Origin of the sequence: Pseudomonas sp. GM60 (assembly GCF_000282415.1) — a bacterium.
In the GTDB taxonomy this organism is placed as follows: domain Bacteria; phylum Pseudomonadota; class Gammaproteobacteria; order Pseudomonadales; family Pseudomonadaceae; genus Aquipseudomonas; species Aquipseudomonas migulae.
On record NZ_AKJI01000047.1, the window covers coordinates 69,615 to 89,635 of the forward strand.

The 20,021-nt window shown below is 57.1% G+C and carries 19 protein-coding genes and 1 pseudogene; 10 read left to right on the forward strand and 10 right to left on the reverse strand.

Annotation, left to right across the window (positions count from 1 at the left end):
- Positions 1 to 4 precede the first annotated feature (4 nt).
- The 3 genes from PMI32_RS17210 to PMI32_RS17200 all read right to left on the reverse strand — a co-directional run bounded on the left by PMI32_RS17210 (position 5) and on the right by PMI32_RS17200 (position 3,153).
- Positions 5 to 1,576, reverse strand: coding sequence for a GGDEF domain-containing protein (locus PMI32_RS17210; RefSeq protein ID WP_008028338.1), 1,572 nt, complete (start codon positions 1,574 to 1,576; stop codon positions 5 to 7).
- Positions 1,577 to 1,640: 64 nt separating this feature from the next.
- Positions 1,641 to 2,432 carry an aldolase gene (locus tag PMI32_RS17205; RefSeq protein WP_008028340.1) on the reverse strand — a complete coding sequence of 264 codons (792 nt, stop codon included), beginning with the start codon at positions 2,430 to 2,432 and terminating at the stop codon, positions 1,641 to 1,643.
- Between the two features lie 16 nt (positions 2,433 to 2,448).
- Positions 2,449 to 3,153 (reverse strand): haloacid dehalogenase type II, encoded by a 705-nt coding sequence (locus PMI32_RS17200; RefSeq protein ID WP_008028342.1) that lies wholly within the window; start codon positions 3,151 to 3,153, stop codon positions 2,449 to 2,451.
- Positions 3,154 to 3,260: 107 nt separating this feature from the next.
- On the opposite strand from PMI32_RS17200, the gene PMI32_RS17195 reads away from it, so the two are divergent.
- The gene (locus tag PMI32_RS17195; RefSeq protein ID WP_008028343.1) at positions 3,261 to 4,103 is read left to right on the forward strand and encodes a LysR substrate-binding domain-containing protein; all 843 of its coding nucleotides are present in this window, start codon (positions 3,261 to 3,263) and stop codon (positions 4,101 to 4,103) included.
- Positions 4,104 to 4,193: 90 nt separating this feature from the next.
- Here the strand turns inward: PMI32_RS17195 and PMI32_RS17190 are convergent, their stop codons facing one another.
- Together PMI32_RS17190 and PMI32_RS17185 are read right to left on the reverse strand one after the other, a co-directional pair.
- Positions 4,194 to 4,985 (reverse strand): WaaZ-like lipopolysaccharide core biosynthesis protein, encoded by a 792-nt coding sequence (locus tag PMI32_RS17190; RefSeq protein WP_008028345.1) that lies wholly within the window; start codon positions 4,983 to 4,985, stop codon positions 4,194 to 4,196.
- 135 nt (positions 4,986 to 5,120) lie between these two features.
- On the reverse strand, positions 5,121 to 6,866 hold the full coding sequence (locus PMI32_RS17185; RefSeq protein ID WP_008028347.1) for a L,D-transpeptidase family protein: 1,746 nt from the start codon (positions 6,864 to 6,866) through the stop codon (positions 5,121 to 5,123).
- An 81-nt stretch (positions 6,867 to 6,947) separates the two neighbouring features.
- On the opposite strand from PMI32_RS17185, the gene PMI32_RS17180 reads away from it, so the two are divergent.
- From PMI32_RS17180 to PMI32_RS17155, 6 genes are all read left to right on the forward strand, one after another.
- On the forward strand, positions 6,948 to 7,652 hold the full coding sequence (locus PMI32_RS17180) for a murein L,D-transpeptidase catalytic domain family protein (protein ID WP_008028349.1): 705 nt from the start codon (positions 6,948 to 6,950) through the stop codon (positions 7,650 to 7,652).
- A 115-nt stretch (positions 7,653 to 7,767) separates the two neighbouring features.
- Complete coding sequence (locus tag PMI32_RS17175) at positions 7,768 to 9,459, forward strand: copper resistance system multicopper oxidase (RefSeq protein ID WP_008028350.1); 1,692 nt, start codon at positions 7,768 to 7,770, stop codon at positions 9,457 to 9,459.
- Between the two features lie 10 nt (positions 9,460 to 9,469).
- Positions 9,470 to 10,381 carry a copper resistance protein B gene (locus tag PMI32_RS17170; RefSeq protein WP_008028352.1) on the forward strand — a complete coding sequence of 304 codons (912 nt, stop codon included), beginning with the start codon at positions 9,470 to 9,472 and terminating at the stop codon, positions 10,379 to 10,381.
- 54 nt (positions 10,382 to 10,435) lie between these two features.
- A complete protein-coding gene (copC, locus tag PMI32_RS17165) occupies positions 10,436 to 10,807 on the forward strand; it encodes a copper homeostasis periplasmic binding protein CopC (RefSeq protein ID WP_008028354.1) in 372 nt (123 codons plus the stop codon).
- A 3-nt stretch (positions 10,808 to 10,810) separates the two neighbouring features.
- Positions 10,811 to 11,746 carry a copper homeostasis membrane protein CopD gene (gene copD, locus PMI32_RS17160; protein WP_008028356.1) on the forward strand — a complete coding sequence of 312 codons (936 nt, stop codon included), beginning with the start codon at positions 10,811 to 10,813 and terminating at the stop codon, positions 11,744 to 11,746.
- A gap of 92 nt (positions 11,747 to 11,838) precedes the next feature.
- Positions 11,839 to 12,624 carry a transporter substrate-binding domain-containing protein gene (locus PMI32_RS17155; protein ID WP_008028358.1) on the forward strand — a complete coding sequence of 262 codons (786 nt, stop codon included), beginning with the start codon at positions 11,839 to 11,841 and terminating at the stop codon, positions 12,622 to 12,624.
- 68 nt (positions 12,625 to 12,692) lie between these two features.
- Here the strand turns inward: PMI32_RS17155 and PMI32_RS17150 are convergent, their stop codons facing one another.
- Positions 12,693 to 12,911, reverse strand: coding sequence for a hypothetical protein (locus PMI32_RS17150; RefSeq protein WP_008028360.1), 219 nt, complete (start codon positions 12,909 to 12,911; stop codon positions 12,693 to 12,695).
- Between the two features lie 297 nt (positions 12,912 to 13,208).
- On the opposite strand from PMI32_RS17150, the gene PMI32_RS17145 reads away from it, so the two are divergent.
- The 3 genes from PMI32_RS17145 (at position 13,209) to PMI32_RS17135 (ending at position 16,706) form a co-directional block, all read left to right on the forward strand.
- The gene (locus tag PMI32_RS17145; RefSeq protein WP_008028362.1) at positions 13,209 to 13,748 is read left to right on the forward strand and encodes a hypothetical protein; all 540 of its coding nucleotides are present in this window, start codon (positions 13,209 to 13,211) and stop codon (positions 13,746 to 13,748) included.
- 270 nt (positions 13,749 to 14,018) lie between these two features.
- Positions 14,019 to 15,890 (forward strand): acyltransferase family protein, encoded by a 1,872-nt coding sequence (locus PMI32_RS17140; RefSeq protein ID WP_008028364.1) that lies wholly within the window; start codon positions 14,019 to 14,021, stop codon positions 15,888 to 15,890.
- Positions 15,891 to 15,899: 9 nt separating this feature from the next.
- On the forward strand, positions 15,900 to 16,706 hold the full coding sequence (locus PMI32_RS17135) for a metallophosphoesterase (protein ID WP_223414622.1): 807 nt from the start codon (positions 15,900 to 15,902) through the stop codon (positions 16,704 to 16,706).
- 33 nt (positions 16,707 to 16,739) lie between these two features.
- On the opposite strand, the pseudogene PMI32_RS29705 reads toward PMI32_RS17135, so the two are convergent.
- From PMI32_RS29705 to PMI32_RS17120, 4 genes and pseudogenes are all read right to left on the reverse strand, one after another.
- Positions 16,740 to 16,880: pseudogene (locus PMI32_RS29705) on the reverse strand (transposase); the annotation flags it as partial.
- Positions 16,873 to 17,499, reverse strand: coding sequence for an adenylyl-sulfate kinase (gene cysC, locus PMI32_RS17130; protein ID WP_032828725.1), 627 nt, complete (start codon positions 17,497 to 17,499; stop codon positions 16,873 to 16,875). The gene cysC and the pseudogene PMI32_RS29705, both read right to left, overlap by 8 nt.
- A 95-nt stretch (positions 17,500 to 17,594) precedes the next feature.
- Complete coding sequence (locus tag PMI32_RS17125; RefSeq protein WP_008028371.1) at positions 17,595 to 18,572, reverse strand: hypothetical protein; 978 nt, start codon at positions 18,570 to 18,572, stop codon at positions 17,595 to 17,597.
- A gap of 255 nt (positions 18,573 to 18,827) precedes the next feature.
- A complete protein-coding gene (locus PMI32_RS17120) occupies positions 18,828 to 19,910 on the reverse strand; it encodes an acyltransferase family protein (protein ID WP_008028372.1) in 1,083 nt (360 codons plus the stop codon).
- Positions 19,911 to 20,021 lie beyond the last annotated feature (111 nt).

The following is a 20,021-nucleotide window of genomic DNA, read 5'->3' on the forward strand; positions in this document are numbered from 1 at the left end:
CGTCTCAACGATCCGAGCGCATCAACTCCTCGATCCCGCCGTCGATGGACAGCACCGCCGAACGGTTTCGCCCTGAATGCTTGGCCTGATACAAGGCGGCGTCCGCACGCCCGATGAACACTTCGGTGCTGTCCAGCCGCGTGGGCACAAACGAATAGCAGCCCAGGCTGACCGTGACGAAACCGTTGGGCGAACCGCTGTGGCTGATGTTTTTGGCCATGACGGCGCGACGGATATGCTCGGCAATGACCATCGCACCGTGAATATCGGTATCCGGCAGCAACACTGCGAACTCCTCACCACCGTACCGCACCGCCAGATCGGCTTTTCGATGGCAGCAACTCTTCACTGCCCGCGCCACTTGCGCCAGGCAATGGTCCCCCGCCACGTGGCCATAAGCGTCGTTGTAGCGCTTGAAGTAATCGATATCGAGCATGATCAGGCTCAATGAGCTCGACTGACGGATGCCACGGCCAAACTCAATGTCCAGCGCCTGCTCGAACAGTCGGCGATTGGCCAGGCCGGTCAGGCTGTCGTGAGTCGCGATGAGCTTCAGCGCCTCCTTGGCCTTGCGCAAATCCGCCTCGACCTGCTCGCCGAGGCGAACCTGCCGCACGAACACCCAGCCGAACAACCCAATGCCCAGCACGACAAGGGCAACGATGGCGCTGGATCGAAATGCAGTGTCGTACCACCCCTTGAGAATCGAATCCCTGGACGATGCCGCCGACACCACCAGCGGGTAGGCGTCGAGCTGTCGGTAGCCATACAACCGCACGGTGCCGTCGACCACCGAACGGAACGTTGCATTGCCGGAGGGCGCGTTTGGCAGCAACGTCTGAAAGATCTCGCCATTGGCCAACGACGTGCCGACCTGCGCTTCGACAAACGGCCGGCGCGCCAGCAACGTCCCGTCGGTCAGCCCCAAAAACATCGAGCCATTGTCATCAAGGCTGAAGCTTTTGAAGAACTGGTCGAAGTAGGACATCTTGATGCCGGCCAGCAACACGCCCTGGAAATGGCCGTTTTTATCGTTGATGCGCTTGGAGACCGGAATGATCCACTCGCCATTCTCACGACTGCGAATGGCCGGCCCGATGTGCGCCACGGACGATACGTTCTGCTGGTGATACATAAAGTATTCGCGGTCCGCCACGCCTCGACCACGAGGCAGATCCGCAAAAGAAGTCACGATCCACTGGCCCTTCTGGTCAAACAGCAAGATCCCGTGCAATTGACTCAGCGTCTGCACCCGCTGGGCGAACGTTTTCTGAAGACGTGGGCGCTGCGGCGGACCGAAGCCGTCGGCCTGAATCCAGTCAACCAGACTGGTCAACACCAGGTCGGCTTTCATGAAGGTGTCTTCGGCCTGCTGCGCCATGGCTCGCGTCAGGTTCGATGACGCCACTTCGGCCACGGCCAGATCGTGCCGGCGCGATTGCTCCAGTTGCAGGTAAAGCAAACCGCACAGGCACAGGCACACCACAGCAATGAACAGCATCGCTGCCTTGCGCAGCGGTAACCGTTTCAAAGCAACGCCAGTGGCGATGTGCGGGTCGTTTTGGAGATTAGGCAAAGCTCATCCTGCAAGGGTAAGGCATGGACGAAGGCCCAAAACCCTTATTTTTTGCGAGCTTAGTCTACGCCGTAGTGAGGGGCAATCGTCCTTTGGACAGTCTGCGCATCGCACTGTGCAAATGCGCCCGCGCGCTTTCGGCATCCCCCAGGCGCATTTGTTCGTAGGCGCGCCGGGCAATCGGCTCGGGCACAGGCTTGAGATCGCGCTGGGTCGCCATCGCCATCAGTTGCACCTGGGCGGCACGTTCGAGGTAATACAGATCGTCCCACGCCTCGGCGATGGTCGGTCCGGCGACAATCACACCGTGGTTTTTCAGAAACAGAATGTCGGCATTGCCCATGACACTGGCGATCCGGTCGCCTTCGGATTCATCGAGGGCCAGGCCGTTGTAGTCCTCGTCCACCGCCGTGCGGCCGTAAAATTTCAATGCCGTCTGCCCCAGCCACAACAACGGCGGGCCTTGCAGCAAACATAACGCCGTGGCGTGAGGCATGTGCGTATGGAACGCCACTTTCACCCTTGGCAGCTGTTGGTGCAGGCGGGCGTGAATGTAAAACGCGGTCGCTTCAGGCTGCCCTTCGCCGGCCACGACATTGCCGTGAAAGTCGCAGACCAGAAGATTTTCAGCGCTGACTTCTTCGAAGGCATAACCGTAGGGGTTCACAAAAAACAGATCATCCCGGCCCGGCACCATCGCGGAAAAGTGGTTGCAGATCCCCTCCTCCAGGCCGTGCAGTGCCGCGAGCTGGAAGCACGCTGCCAGTTCCGTGCGCGCGGTGATGGCCGCCTGCGAATCCAGATTCAGCTCGGTGTAACGGGTGGGACGGGAACCGCCTGCAAGGGTGTGTGCCATGGCAATGACTCCGGGTTTACCAGCCAAGGGATTTGAACAAGGGCTCGACTTGATCCAGCGTGTTTACTGTCGCATCGGGCTGGTAGTCCGGCAGCAATTGCCGACCGGTGCCGCGATCGACCCACACGCAGCGAAAGTACATGTCCCGCGCGGCGGTGTGGTCCAGCGTAGGGCTGGCGCAGATGTGCACCACTTTTTCACGTGTCACGCCGAGTTGCTCGTGAGCGTAGTCGAACAGTCGCGGATCCGGTTTGTAAGCGCCGGCCTGCTGCGCCGTGATGACCCGATCGATGTGCCCGCCCAGTTGCGCAACGTTGCCGGCGATGATGTCGTCATCGGTATTGGACACAATGCACAGCTTGAAGCCCATCGCCTTGAGCCCGGCGAGCGTCTCGATCACTTCCGGAAACGGCGGCATCCGCGGGATCGCCGCGGCCAGGCGCAGGCTGTCTTCGGGGGCACTCGCCAACGCCAGTTCTTCCAGGGCGAGATGCAACCCGCTAGTGCTCAACTCGCGGAACGAGCGATGCGGCGGCATCTGTTCCAGCCGGTGCTCATACCGGTCGTACACCTCGATCAGACGATCGACATCAACGCTGTGATCCCCCTTGTCGCGCAAGATGTCCGCCACCACGGCTTTCAAGCCCTCATCCCACTGAATCAACGTGCCGTAGCAATCGAAGGTCAGCCACTCGGGGCGCGGGGTGATTGTGAGTGTCATGTTCGTTTCCTCTGAAGGGTGATCTTCAGGTTAAAAGCGATCAGTGATAGTGTGAAATTAAATTAATAACGACCTGTCAGTGACAAATCGAATATCAAGAGGCCGCCATGCTCGATCTCGAATTGCTCAAGACCTTCGTTTGCGTGGCGGACGAAGGCAGCTTCACCCGCGCCGCCGAACGCGTGCACCGGACCCAATCCACCGTAAGCCAACAGGTACGCAAACTCGAAGAACTGGTCGGGCATGCGCTGCTGTTGCGTGACCGAACCGGGCAGAACATCAGCGTGACCGAGCACGGCGAGATGCTGATTCACTACGCACGGCGCTTGCTGGCCCTGTCCTCGGAGGCGGTGGAAGCCTTGGCCAGCGACCTCGACCTGGAAATCCTGCGCATCGGCGTACCGGAAGATTTCGATGCCCGGCGCATGGCCGTGATCCTTGCCGGCTTCAACCGGGCCAGACCTGAAGCGCGCCTGGAAACCGTCAGCGGCATGAGCACCGATCTCAAGCAAAAACTCGCGGCGGGCACCCTCGATATTGCCTTGGTCAAACGCGAACCGGACAGCGGCCCCTGCTGGGCGGCGTGGCCGGAAACGCTGGTGTGGGTCAAGGGTGTGGGAGTCGACTCCGCCAATGGAGTATTGCCCTTGGCTTTGTTCCCACAGGGCTGCATTTATCGGCAACGGGCGATCCGTCTGCTGGATGTGGCGCAGCGGCCCTGGCGCGTTGCGTTTGGCAGCCACAGCCTGACGGGTATTCAGGCAGCGGTGGCCTCCGGGCTGGGCGTGTCGGTGCTGCCCGCTTCGGCGGTGCTGCCCGAGCACCGCGTGTGCAGCGATCTGCCCGAACTGCCGCCGACCGAGTTGGCGCTGATCAGCCGCGAGGGCGCGTTGACCGGGTTGCAGCGAGCCTTGGTGGCGTTTTTGCAGGAAGAGCTGGGCAAGGCATGAGCATGAGGAATGGGCGCGCAATGAACGCCCATTCGTGCGCGAAACCCGGCCTCAAGGCGTAAGCCTCATTCATGAATGCATGGACAATCCTCAGAGCATCCTGTCGACTTCATCCAACGTCACCCGAGGAATAAGTTCGACAGGAATCCTGGAGGAACCGGACAAGTTGTAAACCTGAAAATCATCATTCACGACGTACTTCGACAGGATCTTGAACGAGGGCAGAATTCTCGTAAAAAAATGCTGATCGAGCATGCACGGTGACGCGTCGGCATCGTCTTCTTCATAAAAACGCCGCACTGACTGATTCAAGTCGACACCCACCAGAAACACCTTGTTAAAACCTGCGTGGTAGGCAATTTGCAGCGCCAGATAGGCCACCGTGCGCGCATCAAAAAAGCCGCGCTTGAGGTTCTTGCTGAACCCCAGGGTTCTGTTGCGACCGTTTCCAAGCCTGCGACTTCTGATGAGTTCCTTATCACCCCTGAAGACCAGGTCACTCCAGGAAAGCTTGGGCGCCTTGGTCAGCAGGTACAGGTCCCCTTCGGGCATGACGGCCGAACGCCGGATGTGCTCTTCCCACACGGCAACCCGCTCACTGAGGTGCATCCCCGCCGCCAGCAATTCGGGCTGCTCCCGGTAAAAGGCAATGTCGGTGCAGGCATAAAAGAACGGCTTGATATCGGTACCGATGAACTTCGAGATGGCCCCGTTCATCGTGATCATCGGAATGCCTGCGTAGTTCTCCAGCGGAAAATCCTTGGCGGTTGCCCCCGAGGCAATGATGAACACCGACCCTTTTTGAATGTTGCGGCACTCATCGAGGTCATGCACATGAGGCAAACCTGCAATGGGTACCGAATTTTCTGGCGCAACATCCATCTTCACTGTCCCTGTTCCTTTGGGTCTTTTTCATTGTGGTAGTTTTCAACCATGGCGCAAACCGCGTCGCTGCAGCCGCTGCGGATTGGCCTCGCCGAATGAACAGGAACCGCCCTCTACAACTGTCGCGCCCTGCTACTCGCCAGTGCTTTTTTGCCCGGCCGCCAGCGCAGGCGGTCCTGCCTGCTGCCATTGCGGAGCAGGCAGTTCCGAACGCAGATTCAATCCCCGCAGAACCGCAGAGTCGTACCCGTAGACATCGGGCTTGAACATCACGCGACCATCATTACTCAGGTCCACCGTCCAGTAAGCCAACAGCACCGGCACCTTGACGGGAAGCCGGATGTTTTCGGTCTTGCCGTTGGCCAACTGCGCCTGGATCCCGGCGCTGTTCCAATGCACTGGATCGTTGAACAACAGCTCCACCAACTGCAGCGGGTTCTCGACCCTGATGCAGCCTGAGCTGGTGGCGCGGCGAGATTGAGCAAACAACTCGCGATGCGGCGTGTCGTGCAGATAAATCGCGTATTCATTGGGAAACCGGATCACGACCTGGCCCAGCGAGTTGTCCGGCCCGGCATCCTGTCGCAGCGTAACGCCGCGCGGGTTGGACCAATCGACCGTCGATGGGTCGAGCAAGTTCCCTTCACGGTCAATGGGCTTGATTCGGTTGGCGGCAAGGTAGCCGGGATTTTTCTGAATCTTGGGCAGCATGTCCTTGACCAGAATGGTCGGGGGCACGGTCCAGGTAGGGTTGAACGTGACGTAAGTAATCTCTGACTGGAACACCGGCGTACTGCGAAACGGTTTGCCGACTTGCACACGAGAACGCCAGATCGGCTTGCCGTCGCGGTAGAGCGCAACTTTGTAACCAGCTATGTCAACGATGACAAAAGTGCCCTGAAGTTTGTACAGCAACCAACGCGCACGCTCCATGTTCACCCGAACCTGGTCGATCCGCGCCTCAACCGACACATTCAACGCCGCGAGCGTCGCCGCCCCGGCGACACCGTCCGCGCCCAGGTATTGTTCGGCTTGATACTTTTTGACCGCCGCGGTGACGACAGCGTCGTAGTCGCTACGTGCTTTCAACTGTGGGGCCAGATAACCACCGGCCGCCAAACGGGCTCGCAGCTGCGCGACCGCAGGTTCGTCCATACCCGGCTTGAGCGACTTGTCTTCGGCAACCTTCGGCCAGCCACCCGCATCCCGGACCTTGCGCAGTTGCGCCAAACCCATGCGCAAGCTGCCATAAACCGCTTCTTGCGGTGGCGCTTGAGCGAATGCCCGGGCGACGTCATGGCTGTCGAGGGCGGCGAAGAAGGTGTTCACGTCTTCACGCGGATCGACGCCGACCGGGTCGAAATTCCAATGAATGTCCAGGCGCGAAGGGTCGACCTTGCCGCGCCGCAATTGCAGGAGCGCGGCGATGAACGTCCGGGTGGCGACGATATCGAAACTCGCCCGCTGCGCCGGGGTTTGCATCGACGCTCGTGCCTTGGCCAATTCATCAATATGAAAATCTGCCGGTTCCAGACCATCCGCTTGCGTGTTGCCCAGGCTTTTCAGCAACTGGGTGACATCACTGTCTTGTGTCCACGCTGCGCGATAGCTGCGATGCATATAGAAATCCATGACCACACGGTTGACGTCTACCCGTTGATGCCTGGGGGATGTGAGCAGCGGCGGAAACGCCGAAGCCAACGGCGCCAGCATGCTCTGAATCGCCTGACCGACGATGTCATCCGCTGCAGCCTCACTGGCGTTGATAGGTGGAGATGACTGCTCGATCGGCGAAGTTTGCGCAATCGCTGCACCGCTGATCAGAAAGCCCATAAAAAACACACGGCTTATGACGAATAACCTTGTTAACTGCCCCATGGATAATCCTTAATCTCCCGCATTCACCGGCTAGCCGCGCTCTCGCTGCTAGACTCGAAACAATCATGATGAGACACGCATATGGCGCTAGACCGCTTCGGCTTCCTAATTACGGCCCTGCTGCTGAGTTCAATGTCAGTCACGGCAGCCTACGCCGACTCACTTGAAGCCGCTTTGGTCAAAGCCGCTCCAGACGCTAACGCCAAGGTGATTGCACTGGCCGTACGTGCCTCTCAATGCAGCTTGGCCCAAGGTGCCGCGCCTGTCCAAAGACTTGCCGTCATCGATTACTCCCTGCCCTCCACCGAACAACGCCTTTGGGTGTTTGACCTTAAACAGCGCAAGTTGCTGTTTCACGAACTGGTTGCCCACGGTCGCAACAGCGGCGAGAACATGGCGGTCAAGTTTTCCAATCAAAACGAAAGCTTCGCCACCAGCCTGGGCTTGTATCGCACGCAGTCAAGTTATGTCGGGCAAAACGGCTATTCGTTGCGCATGGAAGGACTCGAACCGGGCTTCAACGACAACGCCTTCGACCGAGCGATCGTCATTCATGGCGCGCCTTATGTCAGCCCGGTGCTTGCACGGGCAAACGGGCGGATTGGCCGCAGCCTCGGTTGCCCGGCGGTACGGCCGGCGATTGCGCACAAGCTGATTGACTCGATGAAAGACGGGCAACTGTTGTTTTCGTACTACCCGGATCAGCGCTGGCTGAAAAAGTCTTCGTATATCAATTGCGGTAGCGGGACGGTGGCGTCGACTGCCAAGCCTTCCACCAACCGTTGAACACCACGTTGAAACTGTCAAAACTGTAATCCCCGCTTCAGTCTGCTGAAAGGCATCGCCCGTTAGCCTCGTCGTCAAGTTGTCTCCCAACTGACGGACCGGGAATAAAAACGGCATGCACTCCAACACTTCAAGACGCACCTTCGTAAAGGGGCTGGCCGCGGGCGGATTGCTCGGCGGCCTCGGGTTATGGCGCACGCCTGTGTGGGCGCTCACCCGCCCTGGCGAACCGCAGATGCTCACCGGCAGCGATTTCGAGCTGTTCATCGGCGAAACCCCGGTCAACATCACCGGCAATCCGCGCACCGCGATGACCATCAACGGCGGCATTCCCGGCCCGCTGCTGCGCTGGCGTGAAGGCGACACGGTCACGCTGCGGGTGAAGAACCGGCTCAAGGAAACCACCTCGATTCACTGGCACGGCATTTTGCTGCCGGCCAACATGGACGGCGTACCGGGCCTGAGTTTTCACGGCATCGAACCGGGAGGCGTGTACGTCTATCAATTTCAGGTCCGGCAGAACGGCACTTACTGGTATCACAGCCATTCAGGCCTTCAGGAGCAGTCCGGCGTTTACGGCCCGCTGGTGATCGACGCCAAGGAGCCGGAGCCCTTTGAATACGATCGCGATCACGTGGTGATGCTGACCGACTGGACCGACGAAGACGCGGCCAGCCTGATGAGCACCCTGAAAAAGCAATCCGACTACTACAACTACAACAAGCGCACCGTGGGCGATTTCATCGACGACGTCAGCAAAAACGGCTGGGCTTCCACGGTCGCCGATCGAAAGATGTGGGCCGAAATGAAGATGAATCCCACAGACCTCGCCGACGTCAGCGGCGCCACTTACACCTATTTAATGAACGGCCAGGCGCCGGACTCGAACTGGACGGGCGTGTTCCGGCCAGGTGAAAAACTGCGACTGCGGTTTATCAACGGTTCGGCCATGACCTATTTCGACGTGCGCATTCCAGGGCTGAAAATGACGGTGGTTGCAGCGGACGGGCTGCATGTCAAACCGGTGAGCGTCGATGAATTCCGCATTGCGGTGGCGGAGACGTTTGATGTGATTGTCGAGCCGACGCAGGACGCTTACACCGTGTTCGCCCAGTCGATGGATCGCACCGGTTATGCGCGCGGCACGCTGGCGATGAAGGCGGGTTTGTCCGCGCCTGTGCCTGTACTCGATCCGCGACCGTTGGTGACCATGGATGACATGGGCATGGGCGGGATGGATCACGGCAGCATGGCCGGCATGGACCACAGCGCGATGGGTGGCATGCAAGCGCATCCCGCGACGGAAAACGACAACCCGCTGGTGGACATGCAAGCCATGAGCACCTCGCCGAAACTCGACGATCCCGGCCTTGGCTTGCGCAACAACGGCCGCCGTGTCCTGACCTATTCCGACCTGCGCAGCACCTTCGAAGACCCGGACGGCCGCGACCCGGGCCGCACCCTCGAACTGCACCTCACCGGCCACATGGAAAAGTTCGCGTGGTCGTTCAACGGCGTGAAATTCTCCGATGCCGAACCGCTGCGCCTCAAGTACGGCGAGCGCGTGCGCATCGTGCTGGTCAACGACACGATGATGACCCACCCCATCCATCTGCACGGCATGTGGAGCGACCTTGAAGACGAGAACGGCGAGTTCATGGTGCGCAAACACACCATCGACATGCCCCCCGGTTCCCGACGCAGTTACCGGGTGACCGCCGACGCACTCGGCCGCTGGGCCTATCACTGCCACCTCCTGTACCACATGGAAATGGGCATGTTCCGTGAAGTTCGCGTGGAAGAATGAGGCGCTACCCATGACCAGACTTACATCGATTTTTCTCGCCGTTTGCACGACGGGCCTGACGCTTTCTTCGGCGAGCGCCGCCACCAACGACATGCAGAACATGGATCACAGCCAGATGCCGGGCATGGACCATGGCCAGATGCAGGGCATGGACCATAGCCAGCTGCAAAGCATGGACGACGGCCAGATGCAGCCCGCCGCGCCCACTGAAAGCCGCACGCCGATCCCGCCGCTGACCGATGCCGACCGCGCCGCCGTGTTCGTCAGCCCCGGCGGCCATAACGTGCATGACTCTGCACTCAATCACTACTTCCTCGCCGACAAACTCGAATGGCAGGACGCCGACGATGGCAGCGCGCTGACCTGGGATTTATCGGGCTGGATCGGCGGTGACATCGATCGCCTGTGGCTGCGATCCGAAGGCGAGCGCAGCAACGGCAAGACCGAAGACGCGGAAGTCCAGGCGTTATGGGGCCACGCGATCTCGCCATGGTGGGATGTGGTGAGCGGCGTGCGCCAGGACTTCAAACCCGGCGCCCCGCAAACCTGGGCCGCGTTCGGCGTGCAAGGCATGGCGCTGTACAACTTCGAAGCCGAAGCCACGGCGTTCATCGGCGAAGGCGGCCAGAGCGCAGTGCGGCTGGAAGGTGACTACGACATCCTGCTGACCAACCGGCTGATTGTGCAGCCGACCGCCGAACTGAATGTCTACGGCAAAAACGATCCGCAGCGGGGCATTGGTTCCGGGCTCGCCAACACCGAAGCCGGGCTGCGGTTGCGCTATGAAATTCGTCGGGAAATCGCCCCGTACATCGGCGTGACCTGGAACCGCACCTACGGCAAAACCGCCGATTTCGCCAAAGACGATGGCGAGGATCGCAGTGAAGCACGCGTCGTTCTCGGCGTTCGGCTGTGGTTCTGATCGCACTCACATCACCATCAAAAAAAACCGCTTCGAGCGGTAAAGAGGCCTTGCATGCGCACAATTAAAACCACCGCTGTTGTCATCGGCTTGCTCATGAGCACACTGGCTCAGGCGCACCCGAAACTACTCTCATCCACCCCGACCGAAGGTGCGGATGGCGCGGCACCGAGCACGATTGAGCTGCACTTTTCCGAAAGCCTCATGACTCAGTTTTCCGGCGCGAAACTGGTCATGACCGAAATGCCAGGCATGGCGCATTCCCCGATGCCGATGAAAGCCAAAGTCACCGGCGGCAGCGACCCGAAAACCATGCTCATCACCCCACTCTCACCGTTGCCCGCCGGCAGCTACAAAGTCGAATGGCGCGCGGTGTCTTCGGACACTCACCCGATCACCGGCAACGTTACGTTCAAAGTGAAGTGATTGATGAGCGACTGGGTCAGCATTGCACTGCGGTTTGGGTTGTATGTGGATTTGATGGTGCTGTTTGGGCTGGGTTTGTTCGGGCTCTACAGCCTTGCGGGCCGGGAACGGGTGTCCGGGGCGGTGCTGCCGTTTCGGTCAATCCTGCTGGTGACGGCCGCGTTCGGCGTGCTGTTGTCCGTGGCGAGCATGCTGACGATGGTGAGTGCGATGAGCGGAGAGTCGGACTTCACCGAGCTGCGACCGCATGTCCAGATGATGGTGTTCGAGACGGATTTCGGATTGGCCTGGTCGGTTCGAGTCGTTGTACTGGTGATGGCCGGTTTGATGCTGATGGTCAACCACCGCTTGCCCGGCGCCAGCTTGCTGGTTGCGTCGATTTGCGGCGCGATCGCCCTCGCCTCCCTGGCCTGGAGCGGTCATGGGGCGATGGATGAAGGCAGCCGTCGTTATTGGCATTTTGCGATGGATATTCTGCATTTGCTGGCGGCAGGCGCGTGGCTGGGTGCGCTGGTAGCGTTTGCGCTGATGGCGAAAATCAACGCGCTGCAAACTGCGGAACGCATCAGGTTACTGGCTCGGGCCGTCGCTCGATTTGAATGGGTGGGCGCGGTGATCGTGGTCGTCGTCACGGTCACGGGCGTCGTGAATTACCTGTTCATCGTCGGGCCGAAGCTTGATGACTTGTTGCTAAGTACCTATGGGATTTTGCTGTTTATCAAAGTGGGGTTGTTTGCCGGGATGCTGGTGCTCGCCGCGTTGAACCGGTTTCACCTTGGGCCGTTTCTGGAACGGTCGTTACGGGAGGGGAAATACGAAGTTGCCGCCAACGCGTTGCGACGCAGCATGGTTGTTGAGTTGGCGCTCGCGGTGTTGATTGTGGGGCTGGTGGCCTGGTTGGGAACGCTGAGTCCGGAAATGGAGGCCGCTGCGCAATAGCCAATCGAGCAGCAGAATCCGAAGTACTTATAACCATCGGCGGGAAAAATTAAGTACTCTCAGCCCCAATCCATCATGGAAGTCGGGTACACATGAAAACCAATAAATGCACAGTAATGCTCGGTAGCCTGCTCGCACTATCGTTTGGCGCCCAGGCCGAACAATCGCACCTGGACAGCGTCATCCAGCAAGGCCAACTGCGCGTGTGCACCACAGGCGATTACAAGCCCTACACGTTTAAAGCCGAGAACGGCGAATACTCGGGCATCGACATCGCCATGGCCCGCTCGCTGGCCGACAGCCTTGGCGTCAAGGTCGAGTGGGTACCGACCACCTGGAAAACCCTGATGCCCGACATGCTGGCGGGCAAATGCGACATCGGCATGGGCGGTATCTCGGTCACCCTGGAGCGGCAGAAAAAAGCCTTCTTCAGCACCACGCTGGACGTCGACGGCAAAATCCCGTTGGTGCGCTGCGAAGATCAGGCGAAGTATCAGACCGTCGAGCAAATCAACCAGCCTTCGGTTCGCTTGGTCGAACCGGCCGGCGGCACCAACGAAGCGTTCGTTCACGCCTTCCTGCCCAAGGCGCAATTGAGCCTTCACGACAACGTGACCATCTTCCAGGAGCTGCTGGACAAGAAAGCTGACGTGATGATTACCGACACGTCGGAAGCCCTGTATCAGCAGAAACTCAAACCCGGATTGTGCGCAGTGAATCCAAGCCAGTTCATGCAATATGGGGAGAAGGCGTATCTGCTGCCGCGTGATGACATGACGTGGAAGTTGTATGTCGATCAGTGGTTGCACCTGGCCAAGGTGACTGGGAAGTATCAGAAGGTTTTGGGTGAGTGGATAGCGACGCCTGAGGCCAAATAGCCGTATTTCATGCAGCCGCCCTTCGGAGAATGCGCAACGGCAGAAATACCGCGCCGTTGCGTCACACCTTAATCGTCGTGCAACAAGCCGGAACTGTACTCGCCGAAGCTGCTACCGAGCGCGCTGCCATGGAAACTCAACTGACTGTGGTTATTGGTCGGGCCAGGGCCGAAACCGGCGGATGGCTGGAGGTCTTCTGAATAATTGCTATGAGTGCTCACACCTGAACAAGCGCTCAACAGCAAGACACCGCCGATCATCACGACTTTGAAGAGGTTCGAGATCATTTTTCAGTTCCCTATGGGCTGGAAGTGCCGGACATGGATTTATCCTAAGCCGCTGGGTCATCAAGCAGGGTGAAACCTCGCCAGGCGACAGCATTGGTTCAGGTTCCAGGGTTTCTTGATGTAAACAGGCGCTCTCAAATAACGGAGTGGGCAGTCTCCAACATCGTTGTGCCGAAAGACGCACCTGGTTTGCAAACCGGTTATAGAAAGGACAGATCGATGACTCGTCCGACAATGATATCATTGTGCCTTCAGCGCAAAAACTTAAAACCGGCGCGCTGACTCACAGGGAATTCCATGAAAAAAATCTTGATTGGCGCGTGTCTGATATCGCTGGCCGGCTGCGCCAACTCGCCTGATGCCTACTTCGCGAATGCCGTTCCGGGCTGCAAGACGGCAACTACCACGGTAAACAACCAGCCGATCACCACCCGCTTCTGCATAAGGGCAATTGCTTTCCAACCATCGCAGTACAGGGTCAGCGTTAACGACCAAGCGGTCTTCACCGGTACAGACTACCAACGCGTAGCCTTTGAAAAAACCGTCAAGGAAGGTTCAGTCAGCGGTGGTTGCAACGAGCTGGTCATCATTCAGGAAAGCCGCACCCAAAAACCTTTGCCGTTAAAAGAACTGCCTGCTGATTTGGTCGCGGGCTGCCGCATTACCGCCGATGCGTCGGGTAACTCTCAGGCCTTCAGCAAGGATGCGGCCTGCGACAAGGTGTTCTACACAGGACTGTTACCAATGCTGGGCCAAGTCGTGCCCGTCGAAGTGGCACGCCAGTGCACCGTCAAGTTGGGGCAGCAGACTGCCTTTGAGGAACGCTTTAATTTTTAACCATTAACCATGAGTGATTCCCCGCGCCGCGCCCCGATCAATGTGGCACCGGCCAAGCCGCGCATTGAAGCCGCGTATCTGTCGACAGGGGGCCGCGCGGCGACACAAATGGAACAATCCCTGTAGAATCGGCCAGTTCACCACCTTTGAAAGCTTTCCTGTGGCAAGGCCTTGAATGTCTGATCTATCCGCATACATACCGATGCTCCAGCAGTACTTCAAGCCGAGAAACCGGCACTCGAGCCACCGCGAGCATCACGAGCGAAATACATGAGTACTCAAGAACTCAGGAACGATATCCAGGGCTTGCGCTCGATTGCCGTTCTCAGCGTGATCATCTTCCACCTGAACAAATACTGGTTGCCCGGCGGCTTCATCGGCGTAGACATGTTCTTCGTGATCTCGGGCTTCCTGATCACCGGGATCATCCTGACCCGCAAGCGCCAGAATGAATTCTCACTGATCAGCTTCTACACCAGCCGGATCAAACGGATCGTGCCGGCCTACCTGGTGCTGATCATCATCGTGGCGCTGTGCGCGGCAATACTCTTCATTCCGAACGACTTCGACGCGTTCAGGGCCAGCGTGAAGTCGGCGCTCTACTTCAACAGCAACACCTTCTTCGCCAAGCAGCACGATTACTTCGGCCCGGCCGTCCATGAGCTGCCATTGCTGCACACTTGGTCGTTGGCGATCGAAATGCAGTTCTACCTGCTGCTGCCGGCCCTCCTGCTGTTGACCCCTCGGCGCTGGCTGGTGCCTTCGCTGCTGGTGCTGACGGCGGCATTGCTGGCCTGGTCAGAGTTCCGCCTGCACGGCGAACATCAGCAACGGGTGTATTTCTCCCTGCTGGCGCGGATCCCGGAATTCCTGTTCGGCAGCCTTGCGGCGCTGGTCCCGCGCAAGGACGTCTCCACCGGCAAGGCCCATCTCATGGCTGCATCGGGCTTACTGCTGATCGCCGGCAGTTTCGCCTTCATCGCCGAAGGACGCACCTTCCCTGGCCTGATGGCCATACCGGCATGCCTGGGTACCGCCTTGCTGCTGCTGAGCCGGAACAGCCTGGTCAACCGCCTCCTCTCGCTCAAGCCGCTGGTGTTCATCGGCGCCCTGTCCTACTCGCTTTACCTCTGGCACTGGCCGATCCTGGCGGGCATTCGCTACCTGTCCGGCACTTATGAGCTGGCCCCCCTGGCTGCCGTGGCCTTCATCGTGCTGACGGGCGTGTCGGGCTATCTTTCCTATCGCTGGGTCGAGTCGCCCTTCCGGCGGCGCATGTCCACCCCCGCAGCTTACGGGCGCCTGGCCGGCATGCTGGGAGTGACGCTGCTGGCGGTGCTGGCGGCCACCACACTCAGCCGCAAGCTGGTGGAGCCGCTTCCCGACGCACTGACCCGCTACGGGATCGATGCCGAACTCTGCCACAGCCATATGATCGGCGACTGCATCCGAGGTGAACGAACCTCTCAACACACACTGCTGATGCTTGGCGACAGCCATGCCGCGCAACTGAACTACTTCGCCGACGTGGTGGGCAATGCCACCCACGCGCAGATCAGGGTCATCTCCTCGAGCAACTGCGTGACCATTCCAGGTTTCGATGTGGAGCGCATTGCCGAATGGGGGCGCGCCGATTGTCGGGCGCAGATCGCGCAAGCCAGGAAGTACACGCCGACGGCCGACGCGATCATCCTTGCAGGCATGTGGCAATTCCATACGCCGAGCAGCGCATTCCTCACCCAGCTGGAGCAGTTCCTGAGCGAAACGTCGGCCCGAAACCAGCGGGTGCTGGTGCTGGCCCAAGTGCCAATGCTGGCGGCGAACCCCTTGCGCATCCAGCGTGCCAATCATTTCGGTCTAGACATGACAGTGTCGATGCACGCGGAGTGGGCGGGTGCCAACGAGAAGATCAAGGCTATCGTCGCGCGTCATGACAACGCCACCTTCCTCGACCTGTCGCGCACCCCGCTGTTCGCCCACGTGCCGATGCTGAACGGCACCCTGATCTATTCGGACGCGAATCACCTCAATGAGGTGGGCTCGAAGGCCTATGGCGAGGTGGCCGCACCGTACGTCCAGGCGTTTATCGATCGCCAACCGACCGCCACCAGCGCCACCGCAACCCTCGAACCCGCACATTGAAACCACGGCATGGCGCTGCCAGAGCAGCGCCTGGCCTCCGCCGGGCAATCATTGCGATCATCTGAATATCAACTCATTAAATTACTGACAATGCACAAAACCCAGTCGTTTACACCCAACAAAATTGGTCGAGATTTTGTAGTCGGCGACATCCACGGACACTTCAAGCTCTTAGCGTTTCTTTTAAAAAAATCCGGATTTAATAAAAACCTTGATCGAATTTTTTCCGTGGGCGACCTCATTGATAGAGGACCCGACTCCATCGACGTGATGGACTGGCTGCAGGAGCCATGGTTTCATGCTGTGAGAGGCAACCACGAACAGATGCTCATCGACTGTATTTCTGGCCATGGAGACATTGCCAGACATTCTCGCAATGGTGGTGCATGGCTTTATGAACTACCGCCTGTAGTCCAAAAAAAGCTCTCTAACGTATTGCAAAATCTCCCTCTAATAATTGAAGTTGAATTGTTGGATGGCCGAAAAATTGGGATTGTGCATGCTGAAACTCCACTCACACACAATAATCACACATGGCAGAACGCCAAAGACGCTATTACTGGTCGGCTTGGCGAGGCCTATCAGCGTCTAGCTTTAGAAAAAGCGCTGTATGCCAGAAATAAAATCGAAACCCGGGATGAAGTTTTAATCAAAGGCATAGACCAAATTTATGTCGGCCACTCAACAGTTGCCTCAGTTACCCGTTTGGGAAATGCGGTATACATCGACACCGGCTGCTCCTTTGATGACGGGGCATTAACCCTCATTGAACTAAACACCCAGACCAACATAAACGTTTCCATGCGCACGATGTAGCAAAACCAAAAAACACTACATATCCCCCCAAAACTCTCGCTCAAGTCGAGTGATACGAGCTTCCAGCTCCTGGATTTTCTGTTGCTCCAGAGTCAGCGCATCGCTCTGCGGAGTAACGCCTTTGCGTTCTTGTTGAACCTCGTCGCCCCACCGGTGTAGCGCCGACTCACCGACGCCGGTCAGTTCTTGGCAGGATGTGCTCAACAACGTATTCAATCAGTCTGCTCAGGCTTTGTTCGAACGTCTGGTTAGCCGTATCAATGACCAGATCAGGGGTCAGAGGCGGCTCGTATGGCGCGTCTATACCAGTGAAATCGCGAAGCTCTCTGGCCCTGGCCTTGCGATACAGGCCCTTGGGATCACGCATCTCGCAGGTTGCCAGGTCTGCCGCTATGTAGATCTCGTGGAAAGACGTGTTGCAGGCTGCAGCACGAGCACGAGCACGCCCCTCGCGATAAGGTGAAATAAACGCAGTGATGCAAACCATGCCCGCATCGGCAAAAAGCGCTGCCACCTCACTAACCCGGCGGATGTTCTCTGTTCTATCGTCTTCTGAAAAGCCGAGGTTGGCATTAAGTCCTTTGCGAACATTATCTCCGTCAAGTGTGTAGCACGCGTAACCAGCCCTCAGTAGATGCGCCTCCAAGGCCATTGCCAAACTCGACTTCCCGGAAGCCGAGAGGCCCGTCAACCAAAGTACGGCGCCTTGATGCCCCATGTAATGGGCGCGTTCAGTCTGGGTCACATGGTGGCTGACAGAAGTCAAATTAGGGTTATTGACTGGCGAATTCATAAAATAGTCTAGCGTCTCCCTGCGCATTGGTTAGTCCGTGCCGAGCAATTTACTCGGCATCGTTCCATTGTGATCAGTAGTCCTGGGCATTACTGTTATGACCCGTTCATTAGGCGATCACCCCCAACTTCCGCCAGGTATTTAGATAGATATTTACTCGGAAAGGAATGGTGCCCCAGGCCGCTCAAGCCGCCAATGATTTGCGTACGGCATTTTTCAAGAAGTACCGTTGATACCAAACGCTTGTCGACGCTAACCCCGACCGCCCGAAGCGACCGCTGGCTGCGCCGCATGGAGTTCGGATCATTTTCAAGGTAATACGATAAAAAACTGCGCTTTATCGAGTTTAAATGAGGCAGCAGGAATTGCTCTGGCTTGCCCTGTTGATCTGCTGAAAGTATTTTTACAATTCGATTCAGCACTCTCATAGCCTGAAGTTCATGGCTGGTTAGTGAGCGGTTGTGCTGAATACTCTCAGGAGAGCGAGGCCTCAGGGTAAAGCCTGCGTGCCCTTCAATCATGTCGTAAAAATGAGCGGGGTCGTCACGTAATAACTCTACGGGAACAACCAATACGTTCGATGCACCAAAATATGAAGAGTAAAGTTCGCACAGCCTGGTGTAATTCAGAAGCTCAAGCAACAGGGCACGCCACCGCTCGGCAAACACAAATGGGTTTTCAGAGGCGCCTTCCTTTACAGCCTGATTGTAATAGCTGTCCACAAATGACAATGGACTTCTTGTTACAATCAGTACTTTAGCTCCGGCTAATTCACGTTTCAGCGCCGCCGCCACCAGGTTTTGGTACGTTTGAATTTCGAGTTGCGTTACAGGTCTCGGAGCCCACCCGCAGAGCTCTTCACTGCTAACGAAAGCAGGGGCGCCAGCCAGAGGCTGGTGTGGGGCTATGCTCGATTCACCTGGCCCTCTCAGATAAGCTTTCAGAGAAGCGGCATGAACAATATTCTGCGCGTAATTGTGCCATTGCAGTACTTGCACGTCGCCCCGCTGCTGTGCCGCGGCTTGAATGTAAGTTGACGCGGCCTTGGGGAGCCCGATGTGAATAAGCTTCATTAAATATCCTGTCGAGGGGACGCTCGAAACCTATCGACGCCCCCATGAATAAATTTAGCTATCGGCAGAATTCTGCATGTTTGGGTTTCATCGCCGTAATCTTATCAAACGATCAAAGTTCGAGGTTCCAGCCAGGAAGACTATGGGTAACGTAAAGAATCAAGGCTCTGGGCTAATACAACCCAATCACTCTCACGCCCCCCGACCAGCCCTCCCTCCGAAAAGCCCGCACATGGCAGGCTATGGCAATTAGATCTAGGTCAGCTTCGAGGCCTGAACTTTGAGCAGTTCTCGCCTGGGAGCGATTAACTTTCTTTTCAGCCAAGCACGCAAATTCAAATGTTTATCCTCTAGAAGCCACGCGCAAAAAGCAGCAAACAGCGTACACAAGAAAACTGAAAGCCAAACATTAGAAACATTAGTTACGCTTATATAATTAGCAATCAACACACGAATCGGCTCATGCGTCAAATACATTGCATAAGATACAAAAGCCCCTTTTGCAGCCACCCACCTTACCGCCGAGGGGATACGAAGGTTCGTGCTGGCCAATAAAACAAGCATCAACCCTACACCTACTAAAATCATAAGCTGCAAGTCATACATATTCATATGACTAGCAAGCGAGAGCCTCTGAAACCTCCACAATATCCCAGCCACAACAGCAAAAAGCGGGATAACAACTTGCTTCCAGCTAATCTGTGGCGCGTAAAAATATATCGCAGCACAGGCTGCACCAAGAAACCACTCCCAAGCGACAGACTCCCAAACCGTAAAGTACCCAACAACGAGGATCGCCGGACCAGCTAGCAGTAACGCAAGCGCTCTTTCAAGTGTTGACATCGACTGCCAAAAAAAGGCAATGCCGAAGAAGACATATAGCCACCACTCAATAGCTATCGTCCAAAGAACACTGTTACCCCCATAAACTTTTATAGGCGGTATCCCTTCGATCATTCTGGAAAACGGCGTGTGCTGAAGCTGCAATACATGCCCAACAAAATCCCAAACCGTTGGAGGTACACGCCCCAACAAAACAATAAAAACCAGATATGAAATGATCATCGCAGGAACATATAAAACATATATTCTGCTAAACCGATCTATCATGTATTCGCCAAAACTATAATTAGCCTTACTCAAACACTGATAGGCAATAAGAAACCCTGAAAGCCAGAAAAAAACAACAACGGCCAAGCTTTGAAATGGCATTATCTGCCCAAACCAGCTTTTTGGGACAACATCTACAAATGTATGCCCCACCAGAACCGAAAATGCAGCCAACGCTCGTATTGCATTGAGGGTAACTGACTGACCACTGGTCAAATTTTTAATCACGAACGAGTCCCTTCTTTGCTGCACACCAACAAATATTGTATTTATTTTCGACTCTTTTCAAACGAAGAGACAAACGTTTCTCTGACACATTGTAAACATCAAAACCCATAT